Source organism: Thermodesulfobacteriota bacterium, assembly GCA_034189135.1.
In the GTDB taxonomy this organism is placed as follows: Bacteria; Desulfobacterota; Desulfobacteria; order Desulfobacterales; family JAUWMJ01; genus JAUWMJ01.
Map to the genome: position 1 here is coordinate 1 of JAXHVO010000026.1, position 18149 is coordinate 18149.

The 18149-nt window shown below is 43.2% G+C and carries 19 protein-coding genes and 2 tRNA genes; 20 read left to right on the forward strand and 1 reads right to left on the reverse strand.

What is annotated here, in order from left to right; all coding sequences use genetic code 11:
• Positions 1 to 328 precede the first annotated feature (328 nt).
• From SWH54_03185 to SWH54_03280, 20 genes are all read left to right on the forward strand, one after another.
• Positions 329 to 649: a Rho termination factor N-terminal domain-containing protein gene (locus SWH54_03185; protein ID MDY6790253.1), complete on the forward strand. Its 321-nt coding sequence runs from the start codon at positions 329 to 331 to the stop codon at positions 647 to 649.
• A gap of 5 nt (positions 650 to 654) precedes the next feature.
• Positions 655 to 1224 carry a haloacid dehalogenase gene (locus SWH54_03190; GenBank protein ID MDY6790254.1) on the forward strand — a complete coding sequence of 190 codons (570 nt, stop codon included), beginning with the start codon at positions 655 to 657 and terminating at the stop codon, positions 1222 to 1224.
• A gap of 11 nt (positions 1225 to 1235) precedes the next feature.
• Entirely contained in the window at positions 1236 to 2174 is a 939-nt protein-coding gene (gene xerA / locus SWH54_03195; GenBank protein ID MDY6790255.1) for a site-specific tyrosine recombinase/integron integrase, read from the forward strand.
• A 185-nt stretch (positions 2175 to 2359) separates the two neighbouring features.
• Entirely contained in the window at positions 2360 to 2890 is a 531-nt protein-coding gene (hslV, locus tag SWH54_03200) for an ATP-dependent protease subunit HslV (GenBank protein MDY6790256.1), read from the forward strand.
• Positions 2891 to 3047: 157 nt separating this feature from the next.
• Complete coding sequence (gene hslU, locus SWH54_03205) at positions 3048 to 4424, forward strand: ATP-dependent protease ATPase subunit HslU (GenBank protein MDY6790257.1); 1377 nt, start codon at positions 3048 to 3050, stop codon at positions 4422 to 4424.
• A 101-nt stretch (positions 4425 to 4525) separates the two neighbouring features.
• Positions 4526 to 5401, forward strand: coding sequence for an acetylglutamate kinase (gene argB, locus SWH54_03210; protein ID MDY6790258.1), 876 nt, complete (start codon positions 4526 to 4528; stop codon positions 5399 to 5401).
• A complete protein-coding gene (locus tag SWH54_03215; protein MDY6790259.1) occupies positions 5398 to 6588 on the forward strand; it encodes an acetylornithine transaminase in 1191 nt (396 codons plus the stop codon). The genes argB and SWH54_03215 overlap by 4 nt, the downstream gene beginning before the upstream one ends.
• A 51-nt stretch (positions 6589 to 6639) precedes the next feature.
• Positions 6640 to 7842 carry an argininosuccinate synthase gene (locus SWH54_03220; GenBank protein MDY6790260.1) on the forward strand — a complete coding sequence of 401 codons (1203 nt, stop codon included), beginning with the start codon at positions 6640 to 6642 and terminating at the stop codon, positions 7840 to 7842.
• A gap of 104 nt (positions 7843 to 7946) precedes the next feature.
• Positions 7947 to 9338, forward strand: coding sequence for an argininosuccinate lyase (gene argH, locus SWH54_03225; GenBank protein MDY6790261.1), 1392 nt, complete (start codon positions 7947 to 7949; stop codon positions 9336 to 9338).
• A gap of 5 nt (positions 9339 to 9343) precedes the next feature.
• On the forward strand, positions 9344 to 9784 hold the full coding sequence (locus SWH54_03230) for a hypothetical protein (GenBank protein MDY6790262.1): 441 nt from the start codon (positions 9344 to 9346) through the stop codon (positions 9782 to 9784).
• Between the two features lie 143 nt (positions 9785 to 9927).
• Complete coding sequence (gene lysA, locus SWH54_03235; GenBank protein MDY6790263.1) at positions 9928 to 11187, forward strand: diaminopimelate decarboxylase; 1260 nt, start codon at positions 9928 to 9930, stop codon at positions 11185 to 11187.
• Positions 11184 to 12056, forward strand: coding sequence for a diaminopimelate epimerase (gene dapF / locus SWH54_03240; GenBank protein ID MDY6790264.1), 873 nt, complete (start codon positions 11184 to 11186; stop codon positions 12054 to 12056). The genes lysA and dapF overlap by 4 nt, the downstream gene beginning before the upstream one ends.
• Positions 12043 to 13212 carry an LL-diaminopimelate aminotransferase gene (locus tag SWH54_03245; GenBank protein ID MDY6790265.1) on the forward strand — a complete coding sequence of 390 codons (1170 nt, stop codon included), beginning with the start codon at positions 12043 to 12045 and terminating at the stop codon, positions 13210 to 13212. Before dapF ends, SWH54_03245 begins: the two co-directional genes overlap by 14 nt.
• Positions 13213 to 13719: a 2-amino-4-hydroxy-6-hydroxymethyldihydropteridine diphosphokinase gene (folK, locus tag SWH54_03250; GenBank protein ID MDY6790266.1), complete on the forward strand. Its 507-nt coding sequence runs from the start codon at positions 13213 to 13215 to the stop codon at positions 13717 to 13719.
• Complete coding sequence (locus tag SWH54_03255) at positions 13707 to 13967, forward strand: hypothetical protein (GenBank protein ID MDY6790267.1); 261 nt, start codon at positions 13707 to 13709, stop codon at positions 13965 to 13967. Before folK ends, SWH54_03255 begins: the two co-directional genes overlap by 13 nt.
• 321 nt (positions 13968 to 14288) lie before the next feature.
• The gene (gene fsa / locus SWH54_03260; GenBank protein MDY6790268.1) at positions 14289 to 14936 is read left to right on the forward strand and encodes a fructose-6-phosphate aldolase; all 648 of its coding nucleotides are present in this window, start codon (positions 14289 to 14291) and stop codon (positions 14934 to 14936) included.
• A gap of 16 nt (positions 14937 to 14952) precedes the next feature.
• On the forward strand, positions 14953 to 15519 hold the full coding sequence (pgsA, locus tag SWH54_03265; GenBank protein ID MDY6790269.1) for a CDP-diacylglycerol--glycerol-3-phosphate 3-phosphatidyltransferase: 567 nt from the start codon (positions 14953 to 14955) through the stop codon (positions 15517 to 15519).
• 208 nt (positions 15520 to 15727) lie between these two features.
• A tRNA-Gly gene (locus SWH54_03270) sits at positions 15728 to 15802 on the forward strand.
• Positions 15803 to 15808: 6 nt separating this feature from the next.
• Positions 15809 to 15883, forward strand: a tRNA-Cys gene (locus tag SWH54_03275).
• A gap of 352 nt (positions 15884 to 16235) precedes the next feature.
• Entirely contained in the window at positions 16236 to 17858 is a 1623-nt protein-coding gene (locus SWH54_03280; protein MDY6790270.1) for a sodium:solute symporter family protein, read from the forward strand.
• On the opposite strand, the gene SWH54_03285 is transcribed toward SWH54_03280, so the two are convergent.
• A complete protein-coding gene (locus SWH54_03285) occupies positions 17855 to 18133 on the reverse strand; it encodes a hypothetical protein (GenBank protein MDY6790271.1) in 279 nt (92 codons plus the stop codon). The two genes, SWH54_03280 and SWH54_03285, sit on opposite strands and share 4 nt — an antisense overlap.
• Between the last annotated feature and the right edge of the window lie 16 nt (positions 18134 to 18149).

Here is an 18149-nt window from a genome sequence, read left to right on the forward strand (position 1 = left end):
TGATAAAAAGGGAAACCTCACTTAAAAAAAGCATTAAATCCAGACGGCTCAGGGCCGGATGGGATAACGATTACTTATTCAAGGTCCTGGCAGGATGATTTCCAAATGCGGTTACCCTGAATTGCTTGGCTTTATATATTGACACAGTGAAAAAAAACAGTATATAAACTTAAATTTTAGCATAGTTTGACGTGGACAAAAATATTGGTTTATAATTAATAGGGGAGACCTTCAAAAAGGGACGATTTGCAAAGGTTTTAAAGAGCCGGGGCTTTACTTCCCCGGCTCGTGCTTTTCTGCAAAGAGAAGGAGAGGAGGTTAATTATTTATGGCTGAAAAGGAAACAAAAGAAAAACCGTTGGATAAGATGACGGTAAAGGAACTGAGAGAAATCGCAAAAGAGATGCCGGAAATCACCGGCGTACACGGAATGAATAAAGCTGAATTGCTTGCCGCTGTAAAAAAGGCAAAAGGAATCATAGAGACTCCGAAAAAGAAAAAGGATAGATCCATTAAGGAGCTGAAAAACAAGATTCGAGCTTTTAAGGCGGAGAGAAAAGCGGCGCTTGAGGCAAAAGATAAAAAAATGGCTACCATTTACCGGCGGCGCATTTCCAGGTTGAAGAAGAAGACTCGAAGGGCGGCCTAGAATACATGATCGATCCGAAATCTTTGGCATTTGATATCGACGGTGTCTTTGCCGACACCATGAGGTTGTTTCTTGATATTGCTCACGACGAATATAATATAAACGGTATAAATTATGAAGATATTACCAACTATATTTTGGAAGAATGCATCGATATCGATACCAAAACGATCAATGAAATCATCATACGTATAATGGACGGGGACTATGCAGCAGAACTAAAACCTGTAGATGGTGCCGTGGAAGTTTTGTCCAGGATTGGCAGGAATTACGGCCCGCTACTGTTCGTTACCGCCAGGCCATACATTGGCCCCGTACATGACTGGATATTACAAATGCTGCCTTTCGGGCCGGAATCATTCGAAGTTGTTACCACCGGAAGCTTTGAGGATAAGGCGAAGGTGCTGTTAAACAAAGGTTATTCCTGTTTTGTGGACGACCGGCTTGAAACATGTTTTTTATTGAAGGATGCCGGAATTAATCCTGTTCTTTTTAAACAGCCCTGGAATCGGAAGAGTCATCCTTTCCTCGAGGTTGGGACATGGAGCGAACTGGAATCTATGATTGAGTTTTAGAGGGATGGGTTTTGCAAAACAAACCTTCAACAGAGAGTCTTATCCGCTCATTTATAGAATCCCTTTCCTCTGAAAAGGGATATTCACCGAATACCTGCCGTGCTTACAGACATGACATTAAGGAGTTTATATCCATAATTTCAAGCCATCAGCCGCCGGAGGGCAAGACTGAAAAGGTAACAGGTTATTTTAGGATAGATAAAGTAGATAGCCTTACCATAAGAGGGTATTTGGGGGCTTTACATAAAAGCAACAAGAAGACCACCATAGCGCGCAAACTTTCCGCCATCCGCTCTTTTTTCATCTATCTGGTAAAACATGGGTATCTGACCGACAGTCCGGCAGATTCGATTCTTTCACCCAAACAGGAAAAAGCAATTCCTGCTTATCTGACTGTTGATGACATGTTCAGGCTGCTTGATTCCATTAATGATGACAGCTTGCCGGGGCTGAGGAATCGAGCAATTTTTGAGACCATTTATTCCTGCGGGATCCGCGTTTCGGAACTCGCCGGCCTGAATCTTTTTGATGTTGATACTGATTCACGGGTGATTCGCGTTCTGGGAAAAGGAAACAAACAAAGGATTGTACCTATCGGCCAAAAAGCGATAGATGCGATAAAAGATTACAGAAATAGATTAGAAACTGAATCCGGTATACGCTGTGACAAAAATGGTCCGCTTTTTCTAAATAAGTATTCGGATCGTCTGACCACTCGGTCCATTGCCCGGATCCTTGATAAACTGGTTAGAGAATGCGGCATGCGGACACCTGTGTCCCCCCATGGGCTGCGACACTCTTTTGCGACCCACATGCTTGATGCAGGAGCCGATCTAAGGATAATTCAGGAGCTTTTGGGCCATAAAAGTCTGTCCACTACTCAGAAATACACGCATGTGAGTATAGACAAACTGATGGAAACATATGATAAGGCGCATCCGAGGAAGTAGCAACTAAAAAAGTAAAAGCGGCAAAGGAAGAAGGCAGAAGGGCATGCCTTTTGTTACGGGTTACGGGTTTTTAAAAAAAGAATTATTTTCGATTAATAACCTGCAACACGCAAACCGAAAAAATTGTCGATATAATATTTCTAAGCGCTTAACCAAAAAGAGCCTATTGCGGAGATCAATGCATTATGAAATTTCATGGGACTACAATACTGGCGGTAAGGCACAACGGCAAAGCAGCCGTAGCCGGTGACGGTCAGGTCACCCTGAATAACAACATAATAAAACATCAGGCCAAAAAGGTAAGAAGGATATATAACGATAAGATCATCGTAGGATTTGCCGGTGCCACAGCGGACGCGTTAAACCTTTCTGAACGCCTGGAAGCCAAGCTTGAGAGGTATAACGGCAATTTGACTCGCAGCGCTGTGGAGCTGGCCAGGGACTGGAGAACGGACAAGTATTTAAGGCGTCTTGAAGCCATTATGATTGCCATGGATGAGACCAGGATTTACCTTATCTCAGGAAATGGTGATGTGATTGAACCTGATGAGGGGGTGATCGGAATAGGCTCAGGCGGTATCAGCGCCCAGGCTGCTGCATCGGCTCTAATAAAACATACCGATATGGATGCAAAGAGTATTGTTCAGGAAGCGATGAAAATAGCCGCCTCTATTTGTGTGTTTACCAATACTGATGTAACTATAGAAGAGATGTAACTACCAGGGTTTGGAGTTCAAGGCTTTACGGTTCAATTCTGTCAGCCATCAATAGACATAATTAGACGGATGAAAATGGAATATTTTGAAAATATTGAAGCATGGCAATAGACAGGTGAATCGATAGAAAATAAAACTTAAAAAGGTTAGTAAAAATATGAGTAGTAATCTTAAACCAACAGAAATTGTAAGAGAGCTTGATAAGTATATAATCGGTCAGGACAAGGCAAAACGTTCAGTTGCCATTGCTTTAAGAAATCGTTGGCGCAGGCAACAGGTTCCAAAGGACCTTCGTGATGAGATCGCACCTAAAAATATAATACTTATAGGTCCCACGGGTGTGGGGAAAACGGAGATAGCCAGGCGCCTGTCAAACTTAACGGATTCTCCTTTCAGCAAGGTAGAGGCTTCCAAGTTCACTGAAGTGGGATATGTGGGGCGCGATGTGGAATCAATGATAAGGGATCTTCTTGAACTGACGGTCACCACAGGAAAAGTGAGAGAAGGTGAAGCAGTAAAGGATAAGGCTGCAAAGATTGCCGAAGAAAGGATGCTGGATCTTCTTCTGCCAAAATCAGGGAAACAGGAAACTAAAAAAGACGAAGATATCACTGACACCCAGCTTGAGATCGTACAACCTGAAGTCAGTGGAATATCATCAACAAGGGAAAAGCTTCGTAAAATGCTTCGAGAAGGGAAACTGGACAATCGATATGTTGACCTGGACGTTGAAGAACGGAGTATGCCCATGGTGGAAATCTTTTCCAACGTAGGCATGGAAGAGATGGGCATCAATTTTAAAGATATGTTGGGTGGTATTTTGCCAAAAGGGTCGAAAAGACGGAAAGTCAAAGTTACGGAAGGAATGGAAATCCTGGCTCAGGAGGAATCACAGAATCTCGTAGATATGGACAAGATTGTAAAAAATGCAATTAAAAAAGTTGAGCATACCGGTATTATTTTTCTTGATGAGATAGACAAGATCGCAGGAAGAAACAGCGGGCATGGGCCTGATGTTTCAAGGGAAGGGGTTCAAAGAGATCTTCTTCCAATAGTGGAAGGAAGTACTGTAACCACCAAATATGGACCGGTCAAGACGGATCATATACTTTTTATCGCTTCCGGTGCATTTCATACAGTCAAGCCTTCGGATTTAATTCCGGAACTTCAAGGCCGCTTTCCCATAAGGGTTGAGCTTGATTCTCTTGGATATAAAGAGTTCATCAAGATACTTACCGAACCTAAAAACGCTTTGCTCCTTCAGTATATTGAGCTTTTAAGGACAGAAGGAGTTGACGTTGTATTTGAAGATGATTCAGTTGAAGAGATTGCCAGGATTGCGGAAGAAGTGAATAATATGACCGAAAACATAGGAGCAAGGAGACTCCATACACTCATGGAGTGTCTTCTTGAAGATATTCTTTTTGATGCACCTGACATGGAAGAAAAAAGAAAGGCGATCAACAGGCAATTTGTAGAACAAAAATTAAAGGATATCAAAGATAATGAAGATTTAAGCAGATATATCCTGTAAAATGATTTTTACTGTATTCATCGGGGTGGTGGATTTACGGATTGCAAGTTAGAAAAAAGAAGTCTATCTGATTTTTTAAAGTTGATAAAAACATATTTAAAATGAATCCAAACGTCGCAGACATACTGATAGAAGCCCTTCCCTATATCAGGCGTTTTTCAGGTATGACTATAGTCATTAAATACGGTGGCCACGCCATGGTGGATGAGAAGTTAAAGCAAGATTTCGCCAGGGATGTGACGCTGCTAAAATTCATCGGGCTGAACCCGGTGGTTGTACATGGCGGTGGCCCCCAGATCAGCTCTGTCCTCGAGCAGATGGGGATAAGTACCAGATTTGTTAAAGGGATGCGATTTACCGATGAGCAGACAATGGACGTGGTGGAAATGGTCCTGGGCGGGAAAGTAAACAAGGCGATTGTGGCCCAGATTAACCAGCAGGGAGGTAAGGCTGTTGGGTTGTCAGGCAAAGACGGAAATCTAATCCAGGCAAAAAAGCTTCATATCGTAAACCATAAAGAGGCTGACAAACCGCCTGAGATCATTGACCCCGGACTGGTGGGTGAAGTCACCTATATTGATACGGATATTATTAATACCCTAACCGGTAAGGGTTTTATTCCCATTATCGCACCTGTAGGAACAGGGGCGTTGGGGGAAACCTATAATATCAATGCAGATCATGTGGCCGGAAGGGTTGCGATGGCACTTTCTGCAGGACGCCTGGTTTTTCTTACAGATGTGGATGGAGTACTTGACAGCAAAGGATCTTTGATATCTTCCATAAATGCGCAATCCATAAAAAAAATGATTGATGAAAAAAGTATTTCAGGGGGCATGATACCAAAAATAGAGTACGCACTGCATGCCTTGAAAAGCGGAGTAAAAAAAGTTCCCATCATAAACGGTACCAAACGACATGCCTTATTGCTGGAACTATTTACTGACAAAGGAATTGGTACGGAAGTCATCTTATGAGCAGCGAAATAATAAAAAAAGCAGATAAAAACATTGCAGGAACCTATCAAAGGTTTCCCATCGTAATTGAGAGAGGAAAAGGTTGCAAACTTTGGGACACCGAAGGACGCAGTTATACGGATTTTGTGGCGGGGATTGCGGTTTGCAATCTGGGCCATGCCCATCCGTCAGTTGCCAGAGCACTTTCAGCACAGGCGGATATTTTGTTTCATGTATCGAACCTGTATTATACCCTTCCACAAGTAGAGCTTGCATCCTGGCTGGTTGAAAACAGTTTTGCCGACAGGGTATTTTTTTGCAATAGTGGAGCTGAAGCAAATGAGGCGGCTATTAAATTAGCCAGGAAATATTTCAGTGATAAAGGAGAGGATGGACGGTATCGGATTATCGCCATGGAAAAATCTTTTCATGGCAGGACAATGGCCACCCTTTCAGCAACCGGCCAGGAAAAAATAAGAAAAGGTTTTAATCCTGTTCTCGGGGGGTTTGATTTTGTAGAGTTCAATGATGCAAGGGCACTGGAAAGCAAAATTGATTCATCCACGTGTGCTGTTTTGCTGGAACCTGTTCAGGGCGAAGGCGGGGTTCGCTGTCCTGATGCAGAATACCTCAAGACGGTAAGAAGAATATGCGATGACGCCGGCGTGCTTTTAATTTTTGATGAGATACAAACCGGAATCGGACGTACCGGCAAGCTGTTTGCCCATGAACATTTCGAAGTTGAGCCGGACATCATGACGCTTGCCAAAGCTCTTGCTAACGGGTTACCGATAGGGGCGATGCTTGCAAAAGAAAATATCGCTTCCGCATTCGGCCCAGGGGCTCATGCGACAACGTTCGGTGGCACTCCGGTTATTACCGCAGCATCACTTGAAGTGCTAAAGGTAATTGAAAGAGAAAAGATTGTTGAACATTGCCAAAAAGCAGGTGTTTATTTTAAGGAAAGGCTGTTTTGGCTGAAAGAAAGGCACGAAGTGATTGTGGATGTCAGGGGGATAGGACTTCTGTTGGGAATGAAGCTGAGAACAGATGGAGGAACGATTGTTAAACAATGCATGGAAAATGGTTTTTTGATCAACTGTATTCAGGACAAGATACTGCGGTTTGTTCCTCCCCTTATCATAGAGAATGATGATATAGATGCGCTGGTGGAATGTCTCGATCGAATATTGGATAAATCGAAATAAATTGAAACATAAATTGTACCACAAGATTGATAAAAACATAGGAGCAAAGCCGTGTCTGCTAAAGTAAATAAAGTCGTACTGGCCTATTCCGGAGGGCTTGATACATCTGTTATTTTAAAGTGGTTGATGGAAAAATATGAATGTGAGGTGGTCACTTTTTCCGCTGATATTGGTCAGGAAGATGATTTATCCCACATAGAAGGAAACGCAATAAAAACCGGGGCAACCAAAGTTTATATCGATGATCTTAAAGAAGAGTTTGTCAAAGATTATGTTTTTCCGGCATTTCGGGCAAATGCAATATACGAAGGTCAGTATCTTTTAGGCACCTCTCTTGCCCGGCCTCTTATCGCCAAGCGTCAGATTGAAATTGCGAAAATTGAAGGGGCAGACGCTGTCAGCCACGGGGCAACAGGCAAGGGCAACGATCAGGTGAGATTTGAACTGGGCTATCTTGCTCTGGACCCGCATATTCTAATTATTGCACCCTGGCGGCAGTGGAATCTGAATTCCCGTACCGCACTGATGGATTTTGCCAGGGATCATGGAATAGAAGTACCGACCACCCATAAAAAACCATACAGTACAGACGGAAATCTATTGCACATCAGTTATGAAGGCGGTGTTCTTGAAGATCCCTGGGTAGAACCACCGGATGATATATTTACTCTTTCCGTTTCCCCGAAGGAGGCACCGGATAAAGCTGAAATGATAGAGATCCGCTTTAACCAGGGTGATCCTGTGGCAATAAATGGCGAGGAGCTTTCACCGGCACATCTTTTAAAGCGGCTTAACGTGCTTGGCGGGCGAAACGGTATCGGTAGAATTGATATTGTAGAAAACCGTTTTGTAGGAATGAAATCTCGCGGAGTATATGAAACACCCGGGGGCACTATTTTGCGGATTGCGCATATGAACATGGAAACCATCACCATGGACAGAGAAGTGATGCACCTTCGGGATTCTATGATACCAAAATATTCCGAACTTGTGTATAATGGTTTCTGGTTTTCTCCAGAGATGAAAATACTTCAGGGCATGATTGATCTGACCCAGAAAAATGTCTCCGGTGCTGTTCGTCTTCAATTGTATAAGGGCAACTGCATTGTACTTGGCCGCAAATCAGAAGAATCACTTTACAGTAAGGATTATGCTACTTTTGAAGATGACGATGTTTACAGCCAGAAAGATGCCGAAGGCTTTATCAGGCTTAATGCCCTAAGACTGCGGATTCAGAAAATGATTAATAAATAAAGGCCGGAAGCTGGGATGATATCAAACCAGGAAATTCTAAAGGATATAATACTTCTTTAGCCGCCAATCCCCATCGTTTTACCGTCAAAAAGTTGAGGTTATGCATGTCTGACAAAACCTGGGACGGAAGATTTTCCGATAAGACAGATCCGAGTGTGGAAGCATTTACATCTTCGATTGATATAGATAAACGTCTGTATTTCTGTGATATTGAAGGAAGTATGGCCCACTGCAGAATGCTTGCGGAAAAATCCATTATCACCAAGGAAGAGGCATCGGTATTGATCAAAGGGCTTATTGATATAAGAGAGGAAATAGAAAAAGAAAAATTTACCTTTGACGATAGTATGGAAGATATCCATATGCATATCGAAACCGCCCTTGCCAGCAGAGTCGGAAAGGTCGCATTGAAGCTGCACACGGCAAGGAGCAGAAACGATCAGGTTGCGCTTGATGTCCGCCTATTTTTAAGACAGGAGACTTGCGATATAATAAAGCTCATTGCCAAGCTGTGCCAAGTAATCGTCAATCTTGCAGAAAAAAATATGGATACGATTTTGCCGGGATACACCCACATGCAGCGCGCACAGCCGGTGCTTTTCTCCCATCACCTGATGGCATACTACGAAATGTTTTCCCGAGATGCGCAACGATTGGATGACAGTTTGAAACGTATAAACGTGATGCCTTTGGGAAGTGCCGCCCTGGCAGGTACCACCTATCCCATTGACGGGGAATATACCGCCGAAATTCTTAATTTCCCAAAAGTGTCGGCAAACAGCATGGATGCAGTTTCAGACCGTGATTTTATTATTGAGTTTTTATCATCGGCAAGCATCTGCATGGTGCATTTCAGCCGCCTGTCGGAAGAGTTGATTCTATGGTCCTCATCCGAGTTTGCTTTTACTGAACTTCCCGACTCATTTGCCACAGGCAGCAGTATTATGCCCCAGAAGAAAAATCCAGACGTTCCTGAACTTGTTCGCGGTAAAACAGGCCGTGTTTTTGGAGACCTTATGGCCATGTTATCCATGATGAAATCTTTACCGCTTTCATATAACCGCGACATGCAGGAAGATAAAGCAATATTGTTCGACGCGGTGGATATTTTAAAATCCTGCATACATATTTATACCAAAATGCTCCCTAAAATAAAAATAAACAGCGAAATAATGGGAAAAGCCGCATCCAAAGGCTATTTGAATGCAACAGACCTGGCCGATTATCTCGCTGTCAGAGGCATACCCTTTAGAGAAGCACACGCCTGTGCGGGCCAGGCAGTCAGGTATGCGCTTGACAAGAAAAAGGAGCTTCATGAATTGTCACTAAAAGAGTTGCAATCCTTTTCCCCCGTAGTTGAAGAGGACATCTTTAAATTTCTGGGTACAAGGGAAATGGTTAACCGGAGAAAATCTGCCGGCGGAACAGCCACAGAAAACGTAAAGGCAGCAATAAAAAAAGCAAAAAAGGATTTGAAAAATAAGTTGCAAAGGTGATTAGTTTGAAGAGCCTGATATTCATTTTACTTGCCGTCGTCTTTGTTTTACCCGGATGTGGCAAAAAAGGTCCGCCTGTTCCTCCGCGGCAAAAGGCGATTCCGGCCGTCAATGATTTAACATACGGTATTGATGGTACCACACTTACCCTGACCTGGACGGTCCCCCCTAAAAAAGAGAAAGTAAAAACAGATCCGGATGGGTTCATGGTATACAGATATAAAAGGCCGCTGTCGGATTCTGCCTGTAAAAACTGCCCCAAGCTGTTTGAAAGGGTGTCGGATATTCCGCTAAATATGCAGATTGATAAGCCCGGTTATAAACATAAGAATATGGAATACCGTGAAGAAATCGAGAAAGGATTTTTATATACATATAAAGTAATTTTTTATACTAAAAACGGTGGGTCCAGCACGGATTCAAATTATGTGGAGTTCAGCTTTTAAACTCAAACAGCTTCCTCATTTACAACGGAACCTGCTTATGACAATTATTATAAGAACGACTTTTTTCCTGGAATTACCGGAAAGTCTTTTAGGCAAATTCCTGGGTGAAAAACCTGTCCATAAATTTATGAAAAGTTGAAATTATGCATCATTTTACCTATCGCCAAAATCAGCTGCACTGTGAAGATGTGCCGCTTAAAGAAATAGCTGAAAAGGTGGGAACTCCATTTTATATATACAGCTATGCGACTTTAAAACGACATTTTGTTGCTTTTGACCAGGCATTTGAAGGGGTAAAACGGCTGGTTTGTTACAGTGCAAAAGCAAATTCTAACCATGCCATTTTAACATTGTTAAAAAACCTTGGCAGCGGGCTGGACATTGTTTCCGGCGGTGAGCTGTACCGTGGACTCAAGGCCGGTATTTCACCTGACCGGATTGTCTATTCGGGGGTAGGAAAGCGTATTGACGAGATCGACTATGCCCTTAAGTCCGGTATTTTAATGTTTAACGTTGAATCTCTTGAAGAGCTTGACCTGATCGATAAGCGGGCCGCTAGGTTAAAAAAGAAAGCCCCGGTGGCCATTCGCGTGAATCCCGATGTTGACCCGCAGACCCATCCTTATATTTCAACGGGATTGAAAAAAAACAAGTTCGGGATTGATAGGAAGACTTCAGTGGAAGGATATAAAGCAGCAAAGGCGCTGGAAAATATACAGATAATAGGGATTGACTGTCACATCGGTTCACAGATTACACAGGTTCAACCTTTTAAAGAAGCGTTAAAAAGTTTGAAATCTCTGATTGCTGAGCTGAAAGAGATCGGGATCGAAATAAAATATCTTGATATGGGGGGAGGTCTCGGAATTACATATGATGATGAGTCTCCACCCCATCTTAATGAGTATGCCAAAGCGATTGTTGAATCATTGAAAAAGGACAACCTTAAACTTATTCTTGAGCCTGGCAGGGTGATAGTGGGAAATGCCGGAATTCTGGTTACCAAGGCGTTGTTCAGGAAATCGAGCAGTGTTAAAGAGTTTATTATTGTTGATGCAGGAATGAATGATCTTTTACGCCCAACCCTGTATAATGCATTTCATGCCATTTGGCCGGTGGTAAAAAACGGTGATGAACTGGTAAAAGCTGATATTGTCGGGCCTATTTGTGAAAGCAGTGATTTTCTTGCTGCCGACCGGAAGCTTCCTGATGTAAAAAACGGTGACCTTATAGCGGTGATGAGTGCCGGTGCATACGGATTTGCCATGGCATCAAATTATTGTTCCAGGCTGAAGGTGGCTGAAGTGATGGTAAGGGATAACCGATTTCACGTGGTCACCCAACGGCAGGATTACCAAGATCTGGTCAGAGGAGAGTCGGTGCCACCGTTTATAAGCATATGAAAAAAATCAAATTCTATAAAATGAGCGGCAGTGGCAATGATTTTATCATCATCGACAACCGGGAGCATGTCGTTGAAGAAAAGAATCTATCGAATTTTATTTCAAGTGTATGCCGCAGAAAAATGTCTGTGGGTGCGGACGGAATGATACTGATTGAAAATGCTGACAGTGTTGATTTTAAGTGGCGTTTTTTCAATTCCGACGGAAGCAGGGCTGAAATGTGCGGTAACGGGGCAAGGTGTGCGGCACGGTTTGCCTACTTAAATGAAATTGCCGGGCCCCGGATGTCCTTTGAAACCGATGTGGGGATTATCTCGGCCCAGGTTAAAGATGATCTGGTGAAAGTAAAAATGACGGATGCGCAGGATCTTAAGGTCGATTTAACTGTAAATACGGCCGATGGAGCTATAACAGTCAGCAGTATCAATACCGGTGTGCCCCATGTAGTCATGGCCGTGGATAATATAGATGATGTTGAGGTTGTTGAACTGGGCCGGAAGATCCGGTATCACAAAAAATTTGCTCCTGCTGGAACCAATGTCAATTTTTACTGTCCGGTGGAGAAAGATAAAATATCGATACGAACCTATGAACGAGGGGTGGAAGACGAGACTCTGGCATGCGGCACAGGCGCGGTTGCCAGTGCGCTGGTTTACGCAAATAAAACAAAGGTAAAATCACCCATAGCTGTCAGGACAAAAAGCGGTGGGTGGCTGTTGATTTTTTTTACAGAAGAAAAGGGGGTGTTTGGAAATATTTATCTCCAGGGAGATGCGCGTATCATTTACAGGGGTGAAATGTCAGAAGATGCTATAAACTATGTTCGTGCGGAAATTTTACCAAAGGAAACAAGACATGATGAGAATTGAAAAATCCAACAGGATAAGCAGTCTTCCGCCATACCTGTTCAAAGAAATTGACAGGCAAAAGGAAGAAGTAAAAAAACGCGGCATGGATATTATTGATCTGGGTGTGGGTGATCCGGATATGCCGACTCCGGGACACATTATTGAAGCCTTGAACAAGGCCGCGCAGGATCCGGCAAATCATAAATACCCGTCATATTCCGGTATGGGTGATTTTAATGATGCGGTTGCCCGATGGTATAAGCGAAGATTTAAGGTGACGGTCGATCCCGCCAAGGAAGTTGTGACACTTATCGGCTCAAAAGAGGGGATTGCTCATATTTCCCTTGCCTTTATCAATCCAGGGGACGCAGCCCTGGTGACAAATCCCGGTTATCCCGTGTATGACATTGGTGTTAAGTTTGCAGGCGGGGAGACATATTTCATGGATCTGTTAAAGGAAAATCGTTTTCTGCCGGATCTTGAAGCCGTGCCGGCGGATGTGGTTAAGAAAACAAAAATGATGTTTCTTAATTATCCCAACAACCCCACATCAGCAGTGGCCAACGGGGAGTTTTTCAAACAAGTTGTTTCCTTTGCACAGGCGAATAATATTATTATATGCCACGATGCCGCATACACGGAATTGGCTTTTGACGGATACCGCCCGGAAAGTTTTCTGGAAACAGATGGGGCCGCAGATGTGGGTATAGAATTTCATTCCCTTTCCAAGACATACAACATGACCGGTTGGCGTATCGGATTTGCGGTGGGCAGGGCAGAGGTGATTCAGGCCCTTGGCCAGATTAAAAGCAATATTGATTCCGGTGCTTTTCAGGCAGTGCAATTTGCTGGAATAGCTGCTCTTGAAGAGGATCAAACCTGTGTCCGTGAAATGAACGCAGAATATACCAAGCGTCGTGATATTCTGGTTGATGGGCTGCTGAGCGTGGGACTTTCGGTGGAAAAGCCAAAGGCAACTTTTTATACCTGGATTGAGGTTCCTCGAGGTTACACATCAGCAGAATTTGCCAGTCACCTGTTGCTAAAAGCAGGTATTGTTGCCACGCCGGGCAATGGATTCGGGAAAGCCGGTGAGGGGTATGTTCGAATGACGCTAACGGTCAGCCAGGATAGGCTTAAGGAAGCGGTTGACAGAATCCGTAATATCGGTTTTTAAATGAAAAGGCATGCGGTTTATATTTGTGTGGGTTCCAATATCGGAAATAAACTTGAAAACTGCAAAAAAGGTGTTGACGCACTGATAAGGTCGGGTGCAGTGATGCTCAAAGCCCAGTCTCCCTACTATAAAACCGATCCTGTGGATTATGTGGATCAGGACTGGTTTATTAATTACGCCATAAAGATTGAAACTTCATTAAATCCTTTTAAACTTTTAAGCAGGCTAAAGTCCATTCAGCAACATGCCGGTCGCACCAATGATACCATACGGTTTGGCCCCCGTATTCTTGATATGGATATCATTTTATTTGGCAGTGTGGTTATAAATTCAAAGGATTTGATCGTTCCGCATCCAAGGATGCATACAAGGCGCTTTGTATTAAAGCCTATTTGTGATATAGATGCGGATGTCGTTCATCCTGTTTTTAAAAAAAACATGAAATATCTTCTAGAGCATCTAAATGATGGAGAACAGGGGATAGAAGAGTATAAATGCGATTACTGATCATTATAGGGATTGCATACCTTGCATACCGGGCTTTGAAATCCTGGATGCTGAAAAATGTATCCACAGAGAAAACGGTAACCGGACAAAAAGCTGGTGAAATCGATGATGTAATGGTAAAGGATCCTTTTTGCCAGGTTTATTTTCCTAAAAGAAACGGGGTGCATCTGAAAGTTGATGGCAAAGATCTCTATTTTTGCAGCAGGGAGTGCAGAGACCGGTTTATTGAAATGAGGAAGAAAACATAAGGCAGAAGAAAAGTAAACAATCTACCTTCAGAGGATATGATTTTAAAAATGATACAGATTTTTAGAGAGCATATAATTTTGCCATAAATATATTCCGTTTTAAACGATGAGAAACTCGTATATAAGAGCTCGTAAAGAAAGAACAGACTGACCATATTATAATTGATTTCGTTATTAGAACTATCTTAATAAATTGACCATATTCTCTCAAAGTTCTTTCTTAACGATCTCTAATACACTCGGACAGTTTCCTCATTTAAAACGGAACATATTTATGGCAATTACTATAACCGAAAATATTGTCACAGGAGGTTTTTATAGATGAAATTTTTTATTGATACGGCAAACATAAACGAAATTAAAGAAGCCGCTAAAATGGGAATGGCTGACGGCGTGACCACCAACCCGTCTTTGATTTCTAAAGAAGGGCGTGATTTTGAAGAGGTGATTAAGGAAATTTGTCAAATTGTGGATGGGCCCATAAGCGCTGAAGTCATAAGCACAGATGCCGAGGGTATGGTTAAAGAGGCTCGTCATCTGGCCGGTATCCATAGCAATATAGTAGTAAAAATTCCCATGACCGTGGATGGATTGAAGGCAACACGCACCCTTACCGCCGAGGGAATAAAGACAAACGTTACCCTGGTTTTTTCACCCCTGCAGGCCCTTATGGCGGCTAAAGCCGGGGCGACCTATGTGAGTCCGTTTGTGGGACGTCTTGACGATTTGTCCCATGAGGGGCTGTTGCTAGTGGAACAGATTGTTGAAATATACAGCAACTATGGCTATGATACTGAAATTATTGTGGCCAGCGTGAGAAACCCGCTTCATGTACTTGATGCTGCAATGATGGGGGCGGACATTGCCACCATACCTTTTAATGTGCTTGGCAAGCTGGCTGCGCATCCTTTGACAGATAAAGGACTGAAAAGCTTTCTGGATGACTGGGACAAGATGAAAAAACAATAAGACCCTAAGGAAAAAAATGTTACCCAAAGGCGGTTTAAAAAAAATATTGAGTCATCCGAACAGCTTGACCCTTTTCAGGATTCTGGCTGTGCCGGTCATTGTCATCCTGTTGTTGTTTCCTAACAGATTGCTTACATTTGTCGCCGCCATCATATTCAGTGCAGCGGCAATTACCGATTATCTTGATGGATACCTTGCTCGGCGAAGGGGGCTGGTGACTGACCTTGGAAAGGTCATGGATCCGGTTGCCGACAAGCTTTTGGTTTCCTGTTCGTTTATTATGCTGGCATCACTTCACTGGATACCCGCATGGATCGTGTGTATCATCATCGGCAGGGAAATTGCCGTTACCGGACTAAGAAACATCATCGCTGAAAAGGGGGAGGATATTTCCGCCTCCTGGCTTGGAAAATATAAAACAGGGTTTCAAATCGCAGCCATTATACCGCTGATATTTCATTATCCGTATTTTGGAATTAACTTGAATGCGATTGGCTATTTTTTTTTGATAGGGGCTCTGGTGTTTACCGTATGGTCAGGTGTTGACTATTTTGTAAGATTTAGAAGGCTGCTTAAACTGTAAGGGCTTGGGAAGAAACAAGTTTATATCTGCCGCAACGATGCATCCCGCCCGGCGGAATGGCAAAAATTGGGAATATAATTGATATTCTTACAGTTTTACACCTTACTATACGGGCACCTCAACTGCAAAAATGCGGACTTATTTTCCCCCGAGCCTTACGCTTTTTTATTGACAAAAATTATTAAAGACTCTAAATAAAAATAATTGAGCGGGAATAACTCAGTGGTAGAGTGCGACCTTGCCAAGGTCGAAGTCGCGGGTTCAAATCCCGTTTCCCGCTCCATTTTTTGGCGGCATAGCCAAGTGGTAAGGCAGCGGTCTGCAAAACCGCTATTCACCAGTTCGAATCTGGTTGCCGCCTCCAATTGAAAATGAGAATTGGCGTCCACACGCCATGTTAAACAAGGTTATGTCAGGCAAAGCCATCCCGACCTTATATCGGGGTGGCTTTTGTATTTCTTGGATCTTGAAAGTGATATACTGTTTCTCAAAAATATATTTCGTTTTAAACGATGAAAAGCTCGTATATAAGAAATCGCAAAGAAAAAACTCACTGTCTTTATTATAATTAATTTCGGTATGACAACGGCTACAATAAATTAACCATATTGCATTTAAGTTCTTTCTTAACGATTTCTAATACACTCAGACAGTTTCCTCTTTTAAAACGGAACATATTTTTGAGAAATTACTATAGATAGCAAGGAGGCATCACTGTGTTCATCAAAGTATCTGTTTTGTGCGCCTATTTCCTGATTGTGCTTGGCATCGGTTTTATTGCCCGCACCCGCTGGAAATCATCTCCGGAAACCTACTTTCTGGCGGACAGAAAACTGGGCACCCTCATTCTGCTGGGAACCATGATTGCCACCAATTTTTCCGCCTTCACCGTTTTTGGCACTTCCGGTGCAGGCTATCGGGACGGGTATGCATTTTTTCCTATCATGGGTTTTGGTACGGGGTTTATGGCTCTGACTTTCTGGATAATTGGTCGGAAAATATGGCAGGTCGGTCGGAAATATGGATTGGTCACCCCACCGGAGTTGGTCAAAGAGTTGTATCAAAGCCCTTTTTTGTCCTTTTTATTCGCTCTGGTTATGATCATTTTTACCATTCCTTACCTGGCACTTCAGCCCATGGCCGCCGGTTATGCCCTGGAAGAGCTTTTAGGCCTTCCCTATTTTTATGGATGTATTCTGGTGACCGGTATTATTTTACTGTACACCCTGCGTGGAGGACTGCGGGCGGTGGCATGGACAGATTTGTTTCAAGGTATGGTCCTGTTCCTTTTGCTAATTGCGTCACTGATTATTGTGGCATGGCATCATGGGGGATTTATTGAAGCCAACCAAAAAGTCCTGGCTTCAAATCCGGAACTTTTTTCACGACCCGGTGGGCAGGGAAAATATACGCTGGGAATCTGGTTTAGTTTCATGGTGCTTTGGTTTCTTTGTGACCCCATGTTTCCGCAGCTGTTCCAGCGATTTTTTTCCGCCCGAAATGACCGCAGTATTTCTCGCATTATGATCTTTTATCCGATGGTTTGCAGTGTGGTTTTTTTAATGCCGATTGCTGTGGGAGTTCTCGGGCATCTTTCTTTCCCGGGACTGGTGGGCAAACAGGCTGACCGTATTTTACCTCTGGTGTTGATTTTAATCTCAGGCGATTTTATGGCCGCACTGATTATGGCAGCCGGACTGGCGGCCCTCATGTCCACTATGGATTCTCAACTGTTGACGTTAAGTTCTATTTTTACCAGAGACGTGGTTCCCTTGTTTCAGAAAGCAACTAAAGAAACCAGTGCATCCGGTCGTATCTTAGTGGTTTTGCTGAGCCTGGCCGGTCTCGCACTGGCCTATCGCCCGCCGGCTACCATTCTTCAGATTGCCACCCAAACCTTTACCGGTTTGGCGGTTTTGTTCCCCACGGTGATATTCGGCCTCTATTTTAAAAGAGTCTTTTCCCTTGCTGCCATTTTTTCAATTATCTGCGGCGAAAGTGCGCTGATATGCTTTTATTTCAAACTGTTTACCACCAAAACATTTCTGCCGGTGATATGGGTGATGATCATCACCTTTTTGGTTTACCTTTTTACCCATGTATTCTTGTTGTGGAGGGAAAAAACACTGCAAATTTGCCTGCCCGAATGGCTATATGACAGATATGTTTGGCTCCTGTTGGTAATCTTTCTGCTTGCCATGGACTTCTGGGCATGGGGCAAAGTTGAGCCGGTCTTTTTCGGGATTCCGCTATGGGTCGGGTATTTTGTTGGGCTGTCTGCATTGCAAACAGTTATAATGGGACACCTGATAAACCAAACAAGTGCAAAAAACAGTTAAAAATGATATTCAACAGCGGCAAAAATACCTTTCTGGCTGACAGCCTGTCCCTCAACTTTTGCCAAAATAGAAGGGGTCAGGAAAATTTCAACTCCGGCAAAAGCACCAAAACTATGTTCGTTTTCCAGCTCATCCTCGTATATTAATGAAGTTACAGATGGAGCAAGACCGGTAAGCTGTTCACGCCTGGTCTTTTCATCATATTTTAAAAAAACCCCTCCGAGATAAACGGCATACCTGGGGCGGGAAAAGCCAATTTCCCCCTTAATTGACAAGTCTTTAAATTCAGTC